At 59.2% G+C, this 17,267-nt stretch carries 17 protein-coding genes, 1 tRNA gene and 2 pseudogenes; 9 read left to right on the top strand and 11 right to left on the bottom strand.

Annotated elements, in window-relative coordinates; all coding sequences use genetic code 11:
- Positions 1-315: 315 nt before the first annotated feature.
- The 5 genes from Q6A47_RS11120 to hchA form a co-directional block, all read right to left on the bottom strand.
- Entirely contained in the window at positions 316-1,914 is a 1,599-nt protein-coding gene (locus tag Q6A47_RS11120; RefSeq protein WP_029613262.1) for a histidine kinase famiy protein, read from the bottom strand.
- 210 nt (positions 1,915-2,124) lie between these two features.
- The gene (locus tag Q6A47_RS11115; protein ID WP_304484330.1) at positions 2,125-2,427 is read right to left on the bottom strand and encodes a hypothetical protein; all 303 of its coding nucleotides are present in this window, start codon (positions 2,425-2,427) and stop codon (positions 2,125-2,127) included.
- Positions 2,428-2,471: 44 nt separating this feature from the next.
- The gene (locus Q6A47_RS11110; RefSeq protein WP_304484329.1) at positions 2,472-3,185 is read right to left on the bottom strand and encodes a helix-turn-helix transcriptional regulator; all 714 of its coding nucleotides are present in this window, start codon (positions 3,183-3,185) and stop codon (positions 2,472-2,474) included.
- Between the two features lie 608 nt (positions 3,186-3,793).
- Positions 3,794-4,519 carry a PA1136 family autoinducer-binding transcriptional regulator gene (locus Q6A47_RS11105; protein ID WP_116888017.1) on the bottom strand — a complete coding sequence of 242 codons (726 nt, stop codon included), beginning with the start codon at positions 4,517-4,519 and terminating at the stop codon, positions 3,794-3,796.
- A complete protein-coding gene (gene hchA, locus Q6A47_RS11100; protein WP_304484328.1) occupies positions 4,519-5,367 on the bottom strand; it encodes a glyoxalase III HchA in 849 nt (282 codons plus the stop codon). Before hchA ends, Q6A47_RS11105 begins: the two co-directional genes overlap by 1 nt.
- A gap of 182 nt (positions 5,368-5,549) precedes the next feature.
- Between hchA and Q6A47_RS11095 the strand changes: the two genes are divergently transcribed.
- Both Q6A47_RS11095 and Q6A47_RS11090 read left to right on the top strand, forming a co-directional pair.
- The gene (locus tag Q6A47_RS11095) at positions 5,550-5,786 is read left to right on the top strand and encodes a hypothetical protein (protein ID WP_080754719.1); all 237 of its coding nucleotides are present in this window, start codon (positions 5,550-5,552) and stop codon (positions 5,784-5,786) included.
- Positions 5,787-5,893: 107 nt separating this feature from the next.
- Positions 5,894-6,472, top strand: a pseudogene (locus Q6A47_RS11090) (plasmid pRiA4b ORF-3 family protein).
- Between the two features lie 107 nt (positions 6,473-6,579).
- Here Q6A47_RS11090 and Q6A47_RS11085 read toward each other — a convergent pair.
- Entirely contained in the window at positions 6,580-6,837 is a 258-nt protein-coding gene (locus Q6A47_RS11085) for a hypothetical protein (protein WP_304484327.1), read from the bottom strand.
- A gap of 434 nt (positions 6,838-7,271) precedes the next feature.
- Between Q6A47_RS11085 and Q6A47_RS22980 the strand changes: the two are divergent.
- Positions 7,272-7,475 (top strand): annotated as a pseudogene (locus Q6A47_RS22980) (hypothetical protein); the annotation flags it as partial.
- A 53-nt stretch (positions 7,476-7,528) separates the two neighbouring features.
- On the opposite strand, the gene Q6A47_RS11075 reads toward Q6A47_RS22980, so the two are convergent.
- From Q6A47_RS11075 to sohB, 3 genes are all read right to left on the bottom strand, one after another.
- Positions 7,529-8,491, bottom strand: coding sequence for a hypothetical protein (locus Q6A47_RS11075; protein ID WP_304484325.1), 963 nt, complete (start codon positions 8,489-8,491; stop codon positions 7,529-7,531).
- A gap of 429 nt (positions 8,492-8,920) precedes the next feature.
- Positions 8,921-8,994: transfer RNA gene (locus Q6A47_RS11070), tRNA-Cys, on the bottom strand.
- 144 nt (positions 8,995-9,138) lie between these two features.
- Entirely contained in the window at positions 9,139-10,164 is a 1,026-nt protein-coding gene (gene sohB, locus Q6A47_RS11065) for a protease SohB (RefSeq protein ID WP_304484324.1), read from the bottom strand.
- A 199-nt stretch (positions 10,165-10,363) separates the two neighbouring features.
- Here sohB and Q6A47_RS11060 point away from each other — a divergent pair, with 199 nt between their 5' ends.
- From Q6A47_RS11060 to Q6A47_RS11040, 5 genes are all read left to right on the top strand, one after another.
- Entirely contained in the window at positions 10,364-11,077 is a 714-nt protein-coding gene (locus Q6A47_RS11060) for a histidine phosphatase family protein (RefSeq protein ID WP_304484323.1), read from the top strand.
- A 57-nt stretch (positions 11,078-11,134) separates the two neighbouring features.
- Positions 11,135-11,452: an SCP2 sterol-binding domain-containing protein gene (locus Q6A47_RS11055; protein ID WP_039577097.1), complete on the top strand. Its 318-nt coding sequence runs from the start codon at positions 11,135-11,137 to the stop codon at positions 11,450-11,452.
- 198 nt (positions 11,453-11,650) lie between these two features.
- Entirely contained in the window at positions 11,651-12,718 is a 1,068-nt protein-coding gene (locus Q6A47_RS11050) for a phosphotransferase family protein (RefSeq protein ID WP_116888014.1), read from the top strand.
- 39 nt (positions 12,719-12,757) lie between these two features.
- Positions 12,758-13,525 carry an SDR family oxidoreductase gene (locus tag Q6A47_RS11045; RefSeq protein WP_039577094.1) on the top strand — a complete coding sequence of 256 codons (768 nt, stop codon included), beginning with the start codon at positions 12,758-12,760 and terminating at the stop codon, positions 13,523-13,525.
- A gap of 117 nt (positions 13,526-13,642) precedes the next feature.
- Positions 13,643-14,341: a YoaK family protein gene (locus Q6A47_RS11040; RefSeq protein ID WP_029613247.1), complete on the top strand. Its 699-nt coding sequence runs from the start codon at positions 13,643-13,645 to the stop codon at positions 14,339-14,341.
- Position 14,342: 1 nt separating this feature from the next.
- Here Q6A47_RS11040 and Q6A47_RS11035 read toward each other — a convergent pair whose 3' ends face one another.
- Complete coding sequence (locus Q6A47_RS11035; protein WP_304484322.1) at positions 14,343-14,693, bottom strand: hypothetical protein; 351 nt, start codon at positions 14,691-14,693, stop codon at positions 14,343-14,345.
- Between the two features lie 112 nt (positions 14,694-14,805).
- Between Q6A47_RS11035 and Q6A47_RS11030 the strand changes: the two genes are divergently transcribed.
- On the top strand, positions 14,806-15,114 hold the full coding sequence (locus tag Q6A47_RS11030; RefSeq protein WP_029613245.1) for an RcnB family protein: 309 nt from the start codon (positions 14,806-14,808) through the stop codon (positions 15,112-15,114).
- 65 nt (positions 15,115-15,179) lie between these two features.
- Here the strand turns inward: Q6A47_RS11030 and Q6A47_RS11025 are convergent, their stop codons facing one another.
- Positions 15,180-17,150: a BCCT family transporter gene (locus tag Q6A47_RS11025; RefSeq protein ID WP_029613244.1), complete on the bottom strand. Its 1,971-nt coding sequence runs from the start codon at positions 17,148-17,150 to the stop codon at positions 15,180-15,182.
- Positions 17,151-17,267: the final 117 nt, after the last annotated feature.

The raw sequence follows: 17,267 nt of genomic DNA, 5'->3' as shown, positions 1-17,267 counted from the left end.
TGATCGATGGCCAGGGATCGAACGCCGACGGCACTGTGATCCAGACGCTGAAATTGACTGAGGCCCTGAACAGGGCCTCGATTCGAGGGGTGGGCGCTGGCGAGACTGAGGCTTGCCGCGTTCAGTTGCGCGGCTTCATTCCGCCCCTGGCGGGATGGCGTCCTTATGCTTGTCCTTCAGTCGCGCCCTCTCCGCCTCAGTGGAGTGAGCGGGTACCTGGTCCTGCTTGGGGTCTTGCTGCTGATCGGTCATGTGCAGTGCTCCGTGGCTGTCAAAGGTTGGGCATCCTCGCGCAGATGCAGTTCAAGCTCATCCTCACACCCCGCCTGGAGAATCCAGCACCTGACGCACCTTGCGCGCCAGTTCCTGTGGCAGGTAAGGCTTGGAAATGACCTCGAACTCCGCGCCTCCGATATCGGTGCGCTCGATGGAGCTCTTGGCGTAACCGGTGGTCAACAGCACCTTGATGGCGGGTCGCTGCGACTGCACCCTGCGCGCCAGGGTCACGCCATTGATGCCGCCTGGCATGATCAGGTCGGTAAACAGCAGGTCGAATGCATCATCGCCCTCGAAGAGTTCCAGCGCTTGCTGGGCATCCTTGGCCACCAGGGTCTTGTAGCCATGCTCCTGCAGGATCACCTGGGCCAGCTCGGCGACGTCCAGACGGTCCTCGACGATGAGGATGCGCTCGTGCCCTGCTTTGGCGTAGCTGGCCGAGCGCTGCTCGATGGGCTGGAGCTCGCTGGCGTCGGCGGGGAAGTAGAAACGCAGTGTGGTACCCACGTGTTCTTCGGAGTAGATCTTCACCGCCCCGCCCGACTGCTTGGCGAACCCGTAGACCATGGACAGGCCGAGGCCAGTGCCCTTGCCTTCATCCTTGGTGGTGAAGAACGGGTCCATGGCGCGATCGCGTACCAGTTCCGACATTCCATCGCCGTTGTCGGTCACGGCCATGCAGACATAACTACCCGCCAGCAAGCCCTCGTAAGAGGCGCGCGCGTCCGGGGTGACGATCACATTGCGGGTCTCGATGTTCAAAGCGGGATCGTCATCCCCCGCCATCGCATCCCTGGCATTGATGACCACATTGAGCAAGGCGATCTGTGCCTGGGCGGGGTCGATACGGCAATTGTGCAGATTCGGATCCAGGTCCAACGTGACGTTGACCCCATCCCCCAATGTCTGGTTGATCAGCACCTTCGCGTCGGTGACGATCTGATTGATATTGATCACCCGTCCCTGAAGCGATTGCTTTCGAGAGAACGCCAGCAACTGCCGAGTCAAGGTATTGGCCTTGTCCACGGCGTTGCTGGCGTACGTGAGGTTTCTCACGATCTTGGCGAAATCGGGCTGGTCCTTCTCGGCCGCCGCCTTGGACAGCGAAACGTAGCCGCCAATCACTTGAAGCAAGTTGTTGAAGTCGTGGGCGATGCCACCGGTCAGTTGCCCCAGCGCCTCCATCTTCTGCGACTGCCGCAGCGCCTCCTCGACATCCCGGCGTCTGCTGACATCCAGTTGCGAGGCGAAGAAGTAGGTCAGTTTACCGGCGTCGTTGTAGATCGGAGAAATGAACAGTGCATTCCAGAACGAACTGCCATCCTTGCGGTAGTTGAGCACTTCGGTGGAAAAATCGTAACGCTGCTCGACGGCCTGGCGAATGGCAGCAACCACCTCCGGGTCGGTGTCCTTGCCTTGGAGAAACCGGCAGTTGCTGCCCAGCAGTTCCTCCAGCCCATAACCCGTCATTTCCTGAAAGGCGTGGTTGGCAAAGATGATCGGGTTATCGGGTTGATTGGGATCGGTGACGATCATCGGCATGCGGGTGCTTTCAACCGCCGCGAAGAAGATATCCTTGGGGTGACCCAGGACCTCGGCAGTGAATCGATTGTCAACTCTGAGATCGCTGTTGGGCACTGCGCTTTCCTCACACTAAAGGCGGCTTCGGCAACTTCCCACACGCACTATCACTGTGCAGGAAACTTCAGCGCCATCGGTAATCTTGGCCATGTTGGCTTGGATACCGGGGAAGCCGCTACGTTCGGATTTTTTCAGACCCACCGCACGTTCTCGATACTGACCAGGGAGCGGCCGGCAACAGCGCGGACACCGGCCGCGCAAACGGGGTCAGGACACGGCGAAGTGGCTCATGAATGTCAGGTCTTCGATGGCGTGCGCGTACTCAGCGAATCGTGCATCACCTTCACGGAACGCTTTTGCCACGTCTTGGGCATATTCAAGACTTTCCCATATCGCTAGATCCACGAACACGCGGTCATCGCCCAGCGGCGCATAGGCGCGGTAATCGATCAAGCCGGGAAAGCACTTCAAGGTTTCCCGAAGTCCGGAGCGCAAGGTCGGCATCTGCGCCACACATTCCTGCTTGACTTTGAAAATAGCCAACTCGAGTACCTGAGCGGTGTGTTGCATGGGGATGACCTCCAGTGTGTAGGGAAGGCCCCATTGTCAGAGACTCATACTGACACCGTATTGTCAGTGCCCGTGATGGCACGCCACTGACTCGCCTGATGATTCATGTACAGGCGAAGATCGACAGCAGGATTATCAGGAAACGTTTGAGTTGCCACCGCGACCGCGATAATACGATCGACACGAAAATCGCGGTACGCCGCTCGCGCCTCGCACCAACTTCCGACCGTCCATTTTCCTCCCCAATAAAACAGGCCAAGGGGACGAATCAGGCGCTGGGAAAGCTCGCCGTCCATACGGCGATAGCTGATCTTCAGCGCCGCCCGCTGTTCGATGGCTCTTCGCAGCACGCCCAGATGGCGACGTGATGAGTCCGTAAGGTTGCCAAGGGCTCTGAGCGTCGCCGCGCCCGCATCTTTCGGCGGCTGCTTGAGAGCGGCTGAAATCTTGCTCAACACGGTGCGCGCTGCACTGCCGAGGTCATCATCGGCAGCCGCCATGAGCATTTCCACTCCCAGCATCAGCGCGTCCAACTCGAGCGTGTTCAACGTCAGCGGCGGCAGTTCGAAGTCAGCAGCCAGGGCATACCCCACACCCACGGTGCCATAGATGGGAATGCCGCTGACTGAAAGATCATCGATATAGCGGTAGATCGACCGTACGGACACACCGATTCGCTGTGCAAGCTGTTCGGCAGTCACAGGCTGATGAACGCGGATCAAATTGACCAGTTGGAAAAGGCGATCAGCTTTGCGCACCGGGAATACTCGTCTGCAGTTTTTTTTGCATACCGTTGCATAGCTGACGGTAGTCTCAGCCGCTTCAGTACGCCGGAGTTTGCCGCACGGGCGGTGGCCTATCAACGCATGGTCACACAGGACCGGACTGCGCACGGCACTGTGAATGGCCGTCATTCGAGAACCACTTCGCTGATTGCGCATCAACTCATGCGTGTTGCTTCAAGCGATAGTATTCTCCGGCTGGCGCGGGCAAAGCGCATCGAAGTGCAAGCACGTGAAGTCTCAACGCCAGCTGCCGCCAAATCACCCAACGCCGCCTTGGCAGGCGTACAAGGATGGACATGTTCAACTTCTTGACTCGGTTATTCAAACGCAGACGGAACAGCCCAACCCGCAACGCGGGCCTGGAGGGTGTTCGACAGGGCCAGGGGGTCGATCCGATGATCACCCTGGGTACACTCGGCACGCTGCACAGCCTGCAATCATCGGATTGTTCGACCTCCGATCGCTCCAACAACCACTGCTACGGGTCGGACCACAGCACGCATTCGTCCGGCGACGGCGGCAGTTCCAGTGACAGCGGCGGTGACTCTGGCTCCAGTAGCTGCGACTGAGACCGCGCTGTATCAGGCACCGATTTCGCCATTACGTATGGCGACGCGTATCGCCTCGGCCGTGGTCTTGACTTCGAGCCGTTTGCGGATACGCCTAAGGTGGTTTTCCACCGTGCGCTCAGACAGCGCCAAGGTCGCCGCGATATCGCCCTGTCGCCGCCCTGCAGCAATCCAGGCCAACACCTCGCGCTCACGCGTGGATAACTGACCCGGCGCGACCTCTGGGGGTGGTGCCAGCAATCGACGCGCGGCCAGAAACGCGGCCTCGGCCACGACCTTCACGGCCCAGCGCGCTTGGACGCTGGCGTCGATGCTCGCGCCCCCCAAGCTCATCGCGCCTTCCAACCCCAAGGGCCCGAACAATGGCACTTGCAGCCCATGGATGCCGGGGCCGCGGGGCGTGGTCACGATTCGATACAGTTCACCGTCGGCCGCGTGCCGTGTCTTGGTCCAGAAAAACGGCTCGCGTGCAGTCACAACATGGCGCGTGACCGGGCAGCGCTGCATGTAGGTCTTGGCGTCAACCGCCTCACCCGTCCCGAACCAGTCCCCTTCCAGCCAATAGATACGCTCCACCGGCTCGCTCTGCCCAGCCGACGTCGAAAACAGCATGAAGCGGTCATAACCCAGGCCCGCACAGAAGCGTCGAACGTCGTCACGGACCTGATCGAGCGACTCGGCGACCTCGACGGTCGCCGCGCAGCGTAACACCGCCTCCAGGGCGCTAGCGCTGGACACTACGCCGTCATTTCCTTGAGCAGGACTTCAGCCGCCAGTTTGCCCAGATTGTTTCCCGCGAGCGGACTGTCGCCGGTAATCAGGGTGCGGTCGCGATGGACGGCTCCGCTGATATCGTCATTGACGATCTCGAAGCCTAGCGACTTGAGTCGTTCACCAAACTTCCAGGTCAAATGGCCAGGCATATAGCCGATTTCCGGCGTTTTCGCATCCAGTGCATCGGGAAACGCACAGATCTTGTAGCCGCGGTACAGGTCGCTGTCACCCACGGCGAGGAACCCTGCCGGCCCATGACACAGCGAGATGACGAAGCGCTCATGTGCGGCGGCCCACTTCAGCACCTCACCCACCTCGGCGCTATCGGGAATGCCGATCAGCGCACCGTGCCCCCCAGGAATGAAGATGGCCGCATACGTGTCCAGGCCCGCCGCCAGCACGTCAGCCAGACGCTGGGGTTGCTGGAATTGACCGTGGTACTTGTCGAAGAAGCCTGCCACTGCCTGATCTTCGCCTGGCATGGCCCAGAACTCGAATTTGACCGGATTGCCGGAAACGGTCGCGATATCGAACGCGAAACCGGCGGCATCAAGGTGATACATCGGTAACAGGGTTTCTACCGGATGATTGCCCGTGGAGAAGAAACTACCGTTATCGGTCAGCAAATAGCGCTCGTCGGCGCCAATCATGAGAATTCTCTTTGTCCCGCTATAGGGTGCTGGATAGTTGGCGCCGTTGAGGTCCGACGTGGGCGAGGTGAATTGCTGCAGGGAGTAGTCGGACGGGAAAAAGGCGTTTTTCTCCGCAGGATCAGGTCTGGGGGCCTTACTGACGTGTGCGTGATCGGACATGTTCCACCTCCATCGATTGATTGACCAACGAGCCCGAGCATGCGCAACACCGATGAATCGTGCAATGAGGGATTTCCGCTGAGAACTGTGTTGGCTCGTCGCAGCCCGTGGTATGCCCCGTGCGCTTGATCAATCGGCAAAAGCCACTTTTACTGATGCTATTGAGCTCAGAGGACTGCACCATGAGTATTCGCAGCCTGGCAAGAAACCTACCTGCCGATCCTGCCAGAAAGGGATGTGTGCTGGGGTGGGGGGTGCTGAAGGACCGACATCCCTGGCATTTCGTTGACGTGTACGCCGATCGGTCAACCGCCCAGGCAGAGGCGCAGCGGCGAGGCACTGGCTACGTGGTGGAATATGGTTCGCATCGGCTTGGAAGTGATACGTTCATTTGCGGTGTCGGGCTGCCGGAGGGATAGGCATGCACCACCAGATAAGCGGCGAGATGCGAAGCTCAACGGTTGATCATGGCGATCAGGAGCGGACTCTTCTCACCCACACTCATGATGACAAGGCTGCTAGATGAATGGATGCCACCGCAAGGCGACCGAAAGCTCCGGCTGAACTTCTGCTACTGCACATCGAACTGAACGACATCGAGCCTACGATCTGGCGTCGCTTTCTGGTTCCTGAAACCATCACGTTGGGCAAACTGCACCGGGTGATCCAAGCCGTGATGGGCTGGACTGACAGCCATCTGCACGAATTCGATATTGCCGGTGAGAAATATGGCACTCCCAGCTCCGATGATTGGGGGGCGCCGGTGAACTCAGAAACCCGCAAGACACTGGTCAATGCCCTACAGAACAAAAAGAGGTTTGGGTATCTTTAAGATTTCGGTGATAGCTGGGAACACCGAATCACGGTTGAAAAGCGCTTGCCGATGATCTCGGCACCTCAGGAGCATTATTGCATCGAGGGAGAGAATGCTTGCCCACCGGAAGATGTCGGTGGAGCGCCTGGCTATCAGGACTTCCTCGACGCCATGGCCAATCCTGCTCATCCTGACCATGACGATAGGGTGGAATGGTATGGGGGCGTCTTCGAGGCTTCGGTATACGACTGCAAGCCGATCAATCAGTGGCTTGCACGCAAGAAGATTTGAAAGACGCCAATGCTGCCCAGCCTTGATAGACAGCACCCCATTGCGCCAAAGCAATGCGATAGAGGGCAGGGTTACGGGGAGTCCTTCACACCCTTACACAAGCCTCATCAAGAGCCTGTACACTTCTCAATCGGTCCGCCGGCCTTTTGGAAGGCTAATTCGGACGGCGCGACGTTTATATAAAGGGTTGAACCGTCGTTGAATTGACGTTCGATCCTTAGCACGCGTTCGGGGAAGTAGCGGAAATGTTCGCCTACTGAAGTCAACTTCTGCCCGTCTGATGTCTGCACTACCAGGATACCATCAATCTTGGTAATCGTAGCTGCCGAGCCACAATGCAGTGGGCGCTCCTCGGCCTTGGCCATTGCACCCATCCCTGCCAAGCAGATTCCAAATCCATAAACACCGCATGCTTTCAACACTGCAACTCCATTTCTAGCCAATGCCTGCTATCCGTCTCACAGGCGCGCCTGCTGTTGAGTTGTTCGCGAGAATGGATCACCCACTGGCTCCACCGTCGAACCGACTCGATCTCCAATCACACAATACACTAAAGTTCGAGCTCTGGGGTTTTTCCGCAAATTTCCGGTCGACCATAGGATTAGCGTTGAGTAGAGCTACACGGACGCTTGACTAAAACTTGCGTCAAGAGTACGTGCTTACCACCTCGACACAATTCACAGCGGGATCAGAAACTAGGAGCAGCCCTATGACACCATCTAAAATCAGCAATATCGTGTTCAGTTGTGTTGCGCTTTACGGCTGTGTCGGTTCTGAACCTGCGAGCGAGGATCAGATACAGGTCGCTGCACAAAAACGGGTCAGCCAACCTGCCAGTAAAGCTTTTGAGATTTTTGGTCAGCCAGATCATGGAATAGGTCCATCTTCCTATGGAAGTGGTGGTTTCTATGCATGGAATCGAATTCAGACCCATACAACGCCCGAACAGGTTTTCATCAAGACAGGCAGTGAATATGTTGGTGAGCAACAGACGTGGGTGGGAAGTGAAAAAGCCCAGCGCGACGGCTGGGCTCTGTCACGCAAAGAGCTTGGAGATCACGGAGTCCAGTAAGCAATCTTGCCGCTTGCACCAACAGCTACAAAATTACCGTTGCCGTAGGCAACGCTCCGGATATCGGTTCCTGCGAAAGTGTTAGCTTGCTGAACCCAGCCGATCCCATCCTCGGAAACGGCTGTCTTGCCGCCGTCGCCGACAGCTACATACTTGCCATTACCGTAAGCGATGTCGCGGATGATGGTTCCGCCGAAACTGGTATCTTCAACAGCAGTCCAGTAATTTCCGTTAGATGAATATGCCATCTTGCCATCTGCGCCAACGATAAACATTTTTCCGTTGCAAAGCTTCATGGAAAGGATGGTACTAGTACCGAAAGTACTGGTTCTGCTCGAGAATGATTGCACATTACTCGTCGGCATCTTAGTAGCGCTAAGCAGCTTCCCACTCGATCCCGCAATCAACACAAAATCGCCAATGACATTGACGCAGTACACAGTCTCGCTAGACGTGAAAGTCGTAGTGCGCTCCACTTGGCCTGACCAATCGCCATAACGGGAAAAGACTTTACCGTTAGACCCGACCAATATCCAGGTCGCGTAGGTTCCCAAAATGGGCGGATAATACAGAATGCCATATAAGTCTCCGGACGCGCGTACAGTTGCCGTAAGGTCTGTCCAATCCCTTAAAGGGCGCGCTGTGCTGCCGTAGCTCACATTGCCGGATTGAGAAAGGGCTTGAAGCGTAGTCCCAATACCGTTCCAGTACAGCTCGTTGATAACTTTTCCGCTATCAGACGTGACGGCGCCCTTGAGCTTGGTCCATACCGTACCAGTCGCGTTTCCGCTGATAATCTGAGTGGTTGTGGGAAGACCGTTGCCACCCGCCGCATAAAACTTGCCATCCGCAAAAACCACGCGCCTAAGCATGCCAGTGTTAGCCACCGGTTCTACTTGAGTCCAAAGATCTTGCATGGTTTGAGACGCCGAGTTTGCCTTTTCCATTTTAAACTCCGTTACTGAGCTGATTTAAGTTCAGGCCTCTGTATTGGGCGTATGGCGCTCATGGGCGATGGCTCGGGACTCGAGGTCTTCACGCTAAGGTCAGGGATGACGAGGCTTCATAAACCTCAGACCTGTCGCTGATGGAAGGAACCATGCCACACCAATACTGTATGTTCAACCAGTATTTTGAAGATTGCATTCAGCGGACTTCGGCTCATTCACCGCCTTTGAGGCGATGGCAGATCGACATACTCCGGTGATGCCCGGCTTCAGAGATCTATTGAGGTCCTCGGCGGGCAACATTAAACAGCACTAGGTGGGGGTGGGTGCGAGCCTGTTCCAAAATCTGTCCCAAATGCAGCGGGAATGGACAATCGGCAGGCATGAAAAAAGCCCCGCAACCTCAACGGCTGCGGGGCTTTCGAATGGTGGAGGCCGAGGTCGGAATCGAACCGGCGTAGACGGATTTGCAATCCGGAGCATAACCACTTTGCTACTCGGCCTCAAAGTTGGAGTCAGCTTTCGCTATCCCCTTGAAACTGCTTAACTTTTTCAAGCAAGCTGCGTTTCGATGGACGCCATTATGTCGGCATTTCCTGCCCCTTGCAACCCCCTGAAAGAAAAAAATCTTCAAGGGGCTCAAGGTGTTAGCGCAGACGGCCGAGCTTGCTCAAAACACCGATCAGCGCCTTCTCAACAGCGCCGCTGGCCGCCACACCGATACGCTCCTGCAGCGACTTGCGCTCGGCGAAATGCACGTGGAACAGGTTGGCTTCCCGAGCACGCGTGCTCAGGTACTCATCGCTGGTGCTCAACTCATCCACCAGCTTGCGATTCAGTGCGGCAACGCCCAACCATACTTCGCCGGTGGCCACTTCATCGATGTGCAACTGCGGGCGGTAACGGGCGACGAAGTCCTTGAACAACTGATGGGTGACATCCAGGTCCTCCTGAAACTTTTCGCGTCCCTTCTCGGTGTTTTCACCGAAGACCGTCAGTGTACGTTTGTACTCGCCGGCGGTGAGGACTTCGAAGTCGATGTCATGCTTCTTGAGCAAGCGGTTGACGTTGGGGAGTTGGGCGACGACGCCGATGGAGCCGAGCACGGCGAAGGGCGCGCTGACGATCTTGTCGCCGATACAAGCCATCATGTAACCGCCGCTGGCAGCGACCTTGTCGATGCAGACGGTCAGTGGGATGCCCGCCTGGCGGATGCGGGCCAATTGAGAAGCGGCGAGACCGTAGCTGTGGACCAGACCACCGCCGCTTTCAAGACGCAACACGACCTCGTCCTGGGGTGTGGCGAGGGTGAGCAACGCAGTAATTTCATTGCGCAGGCTCTCGGTCGCCGAGGCCTTGATGTCGCCATCGAAATCCAGCACATAGACACGGCCTTTTTCCTGCGGTTTGGCCTTGCCCTTCTTGACCTGTTTTTCAGCTTTGGCCTGCTGCTTGCGCAACGCCTTGAGCTCAGCCTTTTCGAACAGACCCGCTTCCAAACGCTCGCGCAAGTCTTTGTAGAACGTGTTCAGGCGGGTGACCTGCAATTGCCCACCCGGTTTGCGCCGACCTTTACCGCGCAGATTGGCGATCCCCGAGAGAATGACCAGGATGGCAATGACCAGCGTGGCCGTTTTGGCGAGAAAGCTTGCGTATTCGGCAAGAAACTCCACAGTGACTCCTTAATGAACCTACGCCCCAGGGCGCGAAACTGTTGCAAGCATACCGGTGCGCTTGGGCGGCTACCAGCGTGGGAAAATGCTGGCAACACAGTTCAAACAACCTTTTCAAACGCTTGTATGTTTTTCCATTGACAGCCTCCACAGGCCGCCCTAACCTCGCAACAACTTCATCATCCAGCCGGACAATGCAGTGGGCGACATCTACCTGATCCGACATGGCCAAGCCTCCTTCGGTGCCGACGACTATGACGTCCTTTCGCCCGTGGGCATCCGCCAAAGCCAGGTGCTGGGCGATCACCTTGGCTTGCTCGGTGTGGATCTGGACCGCTGCCTATCAGGTAACTTGCGCCGCCAGCAAGACACCGCACGCCTGACGCTGGCGGCAATGACCGGCGCAGGACGCCAGGTCGCGGCTCTGGAGACCGACGCGGCATTCAACGAATTCGATGCCGAGGGTGTGATCCGCGCCCTGCTCCCGGCCTTGCTGCCAGACGAGCCTGAAGCGCTGCATGTCCTGCGCAATGCTGCGCAGCACCCATCCGAGTTTCAACGCCTGTTCGCACTGATGGTCCAGCGCTGGCACGACGACGAGCACGGCGCGCACGACGGCCTGGAAACCTGGGGCAACTTCCTCGATCGTGTCGCAGGCGGTCTAGATCGCGTACTGGCCACAGCCGGCAGTGGCGACTCCATCGCCATCTTCACCTCTGGCGGCACCATCGCCGCCCTGCTCCATCTGCTGACCGGCATCCCGCCAGCCCAGGCGTTCGCGCTGAACTGGCAGATCATCAACACCTCGCTGAGCCACCTGAAGTTCCGTGGCAGCGACGTGACCCTGGCCACCTTCAACAGTCAGGCACATATACGGCTGCTGAAGACACCCGAGCTCATCACCTATCGTTAGAGCCCGGCACATCCCGTCCCTATGCGGACCTGACTATCCCTCAATAAGGAATGCACAATGACCTCCGTAGCCGATGCCGTGAAGAAGATGCAAGAGAAGTTCAACCCAGCTGCGGCCGCCGGCCTGGACCTGGTGTTCGGCTTCAACATCACCGACGAAGACAAGCACTACGCGCTGATCGTCAAAGATGGCACCTGCGCGCTGCAGGAAGGTGAGAATCCGGACGCCAACTGCACCCTGGTAATGGACAGCGAAACTCTCAAAGGCATCGTCAGCGGCGAGACCGACGGCATGCAGGCCTTCATGGGTGGCAAGCTGCGTGTGGAAGGCGACATGATGCTGTCGATGAAGTTGAGCGAGCTGTTCCCCTCCTGAGTGGCGTGCCGCGCTGATCGAAAAGAACCGAAGCTGTAGCCGCTTCGGTTTTTTTTCGCCCGCGCCTTTGCAGGGTTCATCAGGGACAGTGATCGACCAGCAACACCCGCGTCGATGGGCCATCTGGCACGCTTGTCCCATACTGGCCAGGCCATTAGATTAGCCAATCATCCTTGCCAACCGGAATAAGGAAAAGGCATGACGCTCACCGATCAGCCCACCGAGGCACGCCGCGGCGAAGAACTCGACGCCGCTCGCATCGACCCGTATCTCAAAGCGCATGTGCCCGGCCTCGACGGCCATCCGATCATCAGCCAGTTTCCGGGTGGCGCGTCCAATCTGACTTACCTGATTGCCTATCCTCAGCGCGAGCTGGTACTGCGCCGGCCACCGTTCGGGCAAAAGGCCAAGTCGGCGCATGACATGGGCCGCGAGTTCCGCATTCTCAACCAGCTCCACGCCGGTTTCCCCTATTGCCCAAAAGCCTATGCGCACTGCACCGATGAATCGCTGATTGGCGGCGAGTTCTATGTGATGGAACGGGTCAAGGGCATCATCCTGCGTTCGGACCTGCCGCCCGAGTTGGGCCTCGATGCCAGTCGCACCGAAGCCCTGTGCAAGAGTTTCATCGATCGCCTGGTCGAACTGCACCAGGTGGACTACACCCACTGCGGGCTGGCAGACCTGGGCAAGCCCGACGGCTATGTACAACGCCAGGTCGAAGGCTGGGCGAGCCGCTACGAAAAAGCCCTGACCCCCGATGCCCCGCGTTGGGAAACGGTAGTCGCCTGGCTACGCGAGAAGATGCCTGAAGACCACCCACGGCCAGGCATCATCCACAACGACTACCGCTTCGACAACGTGATCCTCGACGCAGAGAATCCCATGCATATCATCGGCGTACTGGACTGGGAGATGGCCACCCTCGGTGATCCGCTGATGGATCTGGGCAACAGCCTGGCCTACTGGATCGAAGCGGACGATCCCGCCGCCGTGCAACTGATGCGCCGCCAGCCCAGCAATGCACCCGGCATGCTCACGCGCAGACAATTCGTCGACTATTACGCCGAGCGCGCCGGCATTCGCATCGACAATTTCGACTTTTACTACTGCTATGGCCTGTTCCGCCTCGCCGGCATCGTCCAGCAGATCTACTACCGTTTCCACCACGGCCAAACCCAGGACAAGCGCTTCGCCCAGTTCATCCACATGAACCGTCTGCTGGAGCACATGGCGCTGCAGGTGATCGACGCGTCTTCTCTCTGAACTGCGCAGGCCCTGAACTTCACCACAAGGAACCCCGGCATGTCCAAGACCTCCCTGTTCGACCTCGATGGCAAGATCGCCTTCGTGTCCGGCGCCAGCCGCGGCATCGGCGAGGCCATCGCCCACTTGCTGGCCCAGCAAGGCGCCCATGTGATCGTTTCCAGCCGCAAACTGGACGGCTGCCAACAGGTCGCCGACGCGATTATCGCGGCCGGCGGCAAGGCCACGCCCGTGGCCTGCCATATCGGCGAGCTGGAGCAGATCCAGCAGGTCTTTGCCGGTATCCGCGAGCAGTTCGGACGCCTGGACATCCTGGTCAACAACGCCGCCACCAACCCGCAGTTCTGCAATGTGCTGGACACCGATGCCGGCGCCTTCCAGAAGACCGTGGACGTCAATATCCGCGGCTACTTTTTCATGTCGGTGGAAGCGGGCAAGCTGATGCGCGAACACGGCGGCGGCAGCATCATCAACGTGGCCTCGATCAATGGCGTCACACCCGGGCTGTTCCAGGGCATCTACTCGGTGACCAAGGCGGCGGTGATCAACATGACCAAGGTGTTCGCCAAGGAATGCGCGCAGTTCGGCATCCGCTGCAACGCCCTGCTGCCCGGCCTGACCGACACCAAGTTCGCCTCGGCGCTGGTGAAGAACGACGCCATCCTCAAGGCCGCCTTGCAGCAGATTCCACTCAAGCGTGTTGCCGACCCCAGCGAAATGGCCGGCGCAGTGCTGTACCTGGCCAGCGACGCCTCCAGCTACACCACGGGCACCGCCCTCAACGTCGACGGCGGTTTCCTGTCCTGATCGACACCAGCAGCGGCAAGCTGCCGTTGGTCAGTATCGCGCTGCCATCCTCGGATATACTCCGCCAGCCGCAACCGCCGGGCCACTGACGCCCGGCCAGACTGGAGGAACCCCGCGATGCTGCCCCGCAGTCCGTCACCCAACAGCCACCGCCAACGTCATCTGCAGCGCCGTGGCACGGTAGGGCTGTACTTCGTCGCCGCCTTGTCGGTACTGGCCGGCATGACCGACGCCATCGGCTTTTTGGCCACCGGCGACTTCGTCTCGTTCATGAGCGGCAATACCACGCGCCTGGCGGTATCCCTGGGCAATGCCGAGTGGGGGCCCATCGTGCGCCTGGCGCTGGTGATTGGCGCATTCATCCTGGGCAACGCGCTCGGCGTGATCGTCGCGGCCCGCAGTGGCCGGCGCCACTGGCCCTTGCTGGGATTGATCGGCTTGTTGCTTGCATTGGCCGGGCTGCTGCCCGAAGCGCTGCAACTGGCCGCACTGCTGGCGGCGGTCACAGCGATGGGCATGATCAACGCAGTAGTTGAAGAAGTGAACGGCTTGCCGATCGGACTCACCTATGTGACGGGCGCTCTTTCGCGCTTTGGCCGAGGCCTGGGACGTACGTTGCTGGGTCAACAGCGCCTGGGCTGGCGTGTGCAACTGGTGCCGTGGAGCGGCATGTTCATCGGTGCCGTGCTTGGCGTACTGCTCGAGCAACGCTTCGAACGCGCCGCACTACTGGCCAGCGCGCTAGTGGCCGTGATGCTGGCGCTGGCCTCGTGGAAAATTCCGCGGCGCTGGCAACTGCGCTACATGCCGCGATGACTTACAGACAGGTCGCAGCCGCGGCCTTGCGCTGCAGCGCGACCATGTCGCTCTTTTGCGCGTAGTAGTCGACCCGCGTCCCGCCGGCCTGCGGGTAGACGTCGACGAACGATTCCGCCTCGCGCGTGTAGACGGTGAAGCCTCCGGCCTTGCGCGACTCCAGATAGCCGCTGGCGTCGACGCCGAAGCGCGTCTCCTCCTGCCAACTGAACTGTATGCATTGGGCGACTATCTCCGGCGCCTTCTGCGAATCCAGGCGCGCGCCGGGCTGACCGGTGCGTGCAGCCTCCATGGTCGACGACGCACAACCGATCATCAGCAGCGCCGCGCCCATCGGCAGTAGTGCTCGCATGTTGCATCCTCGGTAGAAAAAAGAAGCGACTGTAGCACTGCGCTTCGCATGGAGTGAATTGTCACGCACAGGTCGCTGTCGTATTTACAGAATGTCCATGAGGAAAGCCTGCATGAAAACCCGTTCCCTGATGTGCGCCCTGCTCTTCACGTTGCCCCTGACCCAACTGCCACTGAGCGCGCAGGCGGCCGAGTCCAACGTCGAGAGCGTCAAGGCGCCCGAGTCGCATAACCGTGAACTCAAAGTCGGCGACAAGGCGCCCGACCAGTACAAGCGTGACGACGAAGCCGTGCGCGACTGGAAGGCCAAAGGCCTGCCAGCACCCGAGAAAGAAAGTCACTGGGTGAAGATGGCCAACAACTATGTCCTGGTGCAGACCACCAATGGTGTCGTGCTGGCGATCCAGGCGGCCAAACACTGAGGTGTGTTCTACTTCAGCCTTGCCAATTGAAACGGGCCGCATCTGCGGCCCGTTTCGTTTGCGACTCACCCCACCAAATGCAGGTAATGCAGGTGACGTTCGTAGTGATCGAGAATGTCGCCGATCACCTCGTCTTTCGACCAGCCCATCACATCGTGATCCTGCCCCCCCTCGCGCAAATGCACTTCGGCGCGGAAATACTTGCGCTCCTCCCCGGCCATGTCGCTGAGCACGAAGCTGGGCATGGCATAGGCGCGCGGACGAATCTCGTAGATGAAGAGGTCGTCGCTGGGGCCGAGCTTGAGCGTTACGCGCCCGCCTTCACCCTCTTCGACACTGCAGTCATAGCCCTGTCGGCGCCATTCTTCGACCAACGACTGGCAAGCCGGCAACGCCACTTCCGAGATGAAACGCTGCACGTGCGAACGGCGCGGGAACATCGCCAAGGTGCGCAGGCGCCGCTGCCAATTCCCAGCCGCGCGCGATGCCGTCGGCGAAATCGCCAGCGCCTGGTAGCGCAAGTCGCGCTTGGTGGCATCGAGCTTGAGCGCCTTGAGCAGCCCGCGCATGCTCAGCAGCAGTGCCACGGTGAACGGCAGCGCACTGGCGATGGTCGCGGTCTGCAGCGCCTTGAGACCGTCAGCGAGCAACAGGGCAATGGCCACGATGCCCATGGTCGAGGCCCAGAAAATTCGCTGGCGCATCGGCGTGCCTTCCTGGCCGCCGGAGGCCAGCATGTCCACCACCATCGCGCCGGTGTCGGCCGAGGTGACGAAGAACACCACCACCATCACCACTGCCAAGGTGCTGATCACGCTGGCGAACGGGAAGTGCTCGAGGAAGGCGAACAGCGCCAGCGAGGTGTCCTTCTCCACGGCGGCCGCCAGATCGGTGAGGCCTTGGTCGAGGATCATGTGGATGGCCGTGTTACCGAACACCGTCATCCACAGCAGGGTGAACGCGGTCGGTACCAGCAACACGCCGGTGACGAATTCGCGGATGGTCCGACCGCGCGAGATGCGTGCGATGAACAGCCCGACGAAGGGCGACCAGGCCAGCCACCACCCCCAGTAGAACAGCGTCCAGCCACCGATCCAGTCGGTCGGTTGATAGGCGTACAGGTTCAGGGTACGGCTGACGATTTCACTGAGGTAACCGCCGGTGTTCTGCACGAAGGTCTGCAGAATGAGCACGGTCGGCCCCAGCAGCATCACGCCCAGCAGCAGCAACACGGCCAGGCCCAGGTTGAGCTCCGACAGACGACGGATGCCCTTGTCCAGACCCGACATGACCGACAGCGTGGCCAGGAACGTAGTACCGATGATCAAGGCGATCTGCACCGGTATCGATACCGGCACACCGAACAGCGCATTGAGCCCAGTGTTGATTTGCGACACGCCAAAGCCCAGCGAGGTCGCCACACCGAACACCGTGCCGATGATGGCGAAAATGTCCACCGCATGGCCCAGCGGGCCATGGATACGCTCGCCGATCAAGGGATACAGCGCAGATCGCAGGGTCAACGGCAAGCCGTGGCGATAACTGAAGTAGGCCAGGATCAACGCCACCACCGCGTAGATGGCCCAGGCGTGCAGACCCCAGTGGAAGAAGGTGATGCGCATCGCTTCGCCCGCAGCCATCACCGTTCCACCCTCACCCAGCGGCGGCTTGAGGAAGTGCATCACCGGCTCGGCGACGCCGAAGAACATCAGGCCGATGCCCATCCCGGCGGAGAACAGCATGGCGAACCAGGTGGCATTGTTGTAGTCGGGGGTGCTGTGGTCCGGCCCCAGCTTGATGTCGCCGTAGCGGCTGATCCCCAGGAACACCACCGTGCCCAGGATCAGCGCCACCGCGAGAATATAGAACCAGCTGACATTGCCGATGATCCAGCCCTGAATGTGGGCGAACAATTCTTGGGCGTGATCGCGGAATACGCTGGCGTAGAGCACCAGCAGCAACAATATGACGGCAGAGATCCAGAAGACCGGTGGATTGATGGTGGGACTGCGCGGGGGTTCGGGGGATCTTGCCATGTACGATTACTCTCCAGCTTGGCGCTTCATGCGCACGGTTACCTACGACAAACGGTAGACGCTGAAGGTTTTATCGGACAAGAAATATCAGACATTCTTTATTCTTACCCAGGGCTT

This window comes from Pseudomonas boreofloridensis, assembly GCF_030580795.1.
GTDB classification, from domain to species: Bacteria; Pseudomonadota; Gammaproteobacteria; order Pseudomonadales; family Pseudomonadaceae; genus Aquipseudomonas; species Aquipseudomonas boreofloridensis.
The sequence above is the reverse complement of the archived record's forward strand: the minus strand, read 5'-3'. Positions and strand labels throughout refer to the sequence as shown.

What these genes read in the sequence shown, in the direction of transcription:
- Q6A47_RS11075 (WP_304484325.1), bottom strand. Translation starts at nt 8,491, where the DNA reads ATGGAAAAGGCAAACTCGGCGTCTCAAACCATGCAAGATCTTTGGACT.
- Q6A47_RS11030 (WP_029613245.1), top strand. Translation starts at nt 14,806, where the DNA reads ATGAAAACCCGTTCCCTGATGTGCGCCCTGCTCTTCACGTTGCCCCTG.
- Q6A47_RS11095 (WP_080754719.1), top strand. Translation starts at nt 5,550, where the DNA reads ATGAGTATTCGCAGCCTGGCAAGAAACCTACCTGCCGATCCTGCCAGA.
- Q6A47_RS11025 (WP_029613244.1), bottom strand. Translation starts at nt 17,150, where the DNA reads ATGGCAAGATCCCCCGAACCCCCGCGCAGTCCCACCATCAATCCACCG.
- Q6A47_RS11085 (WP_304484327.1), bottom strand. Translation starts at nt 6,837, where the DNA reads ATGGCCAAGGCCGAGGAGCGCCCACTGCATTGTGGCTCGGCAGCTACG.
- Q6A47_RS11040 (WP_029613247.1), top strand. Translation starts at nt 13,643, where the DNA reads ATGCTGCCCCGCAGTCCGTCACCCAACAGCCACCGCCAACGTCATCTG.
- Q6A47_RS11115 (WP_304484330.1), bottom strand. Translation starts at nt 2,427, where the DNA reads ATGCAACACACCGCTCAGGTACTCGAGTTGGCTATTTTCAAAGTCAAG.
- Q6A47_RS11035 (WP_304484322.1), bottom strand. Translation starts at nt 14,693, where the DNA reads ATGCGAGCACTACTGCCGATGGGCGCGGCGCTGCTGATGATCGGTTGT.
- Q6A47_RS11050 (WP_116888014.1), top strand. Translation starts at nt 11,651, where the DNA reads ATGACGCTCACCGATCAGCCCACCGAGGCACGCCGCGGCGAAGAACTC.
- Q6A47_RS11055 (WP_039577097.1), top strand. Translation starts at nt 11,135, where the DNA reads ATGACCTCCGTAGCCGATGCCGTGAAGAAGATGCAAGAGAAGTTCAAC.
- hchA (WP_304484328.1), bottom strand. Translation starts at nt 5,367, where the DNA reads ATGTCCGATCACGCACACGTCAGTAAGGCCCCCAGACCTGATCCTGCG.
- Q6A47_RS11045 (WP_039577094.1), top strand. Translation starts at nt 12,758, where the DNA reads ATGTCCAAGACCTCCCTGTTCGACCTCGATGGCAAGATCGCCTTCGTG.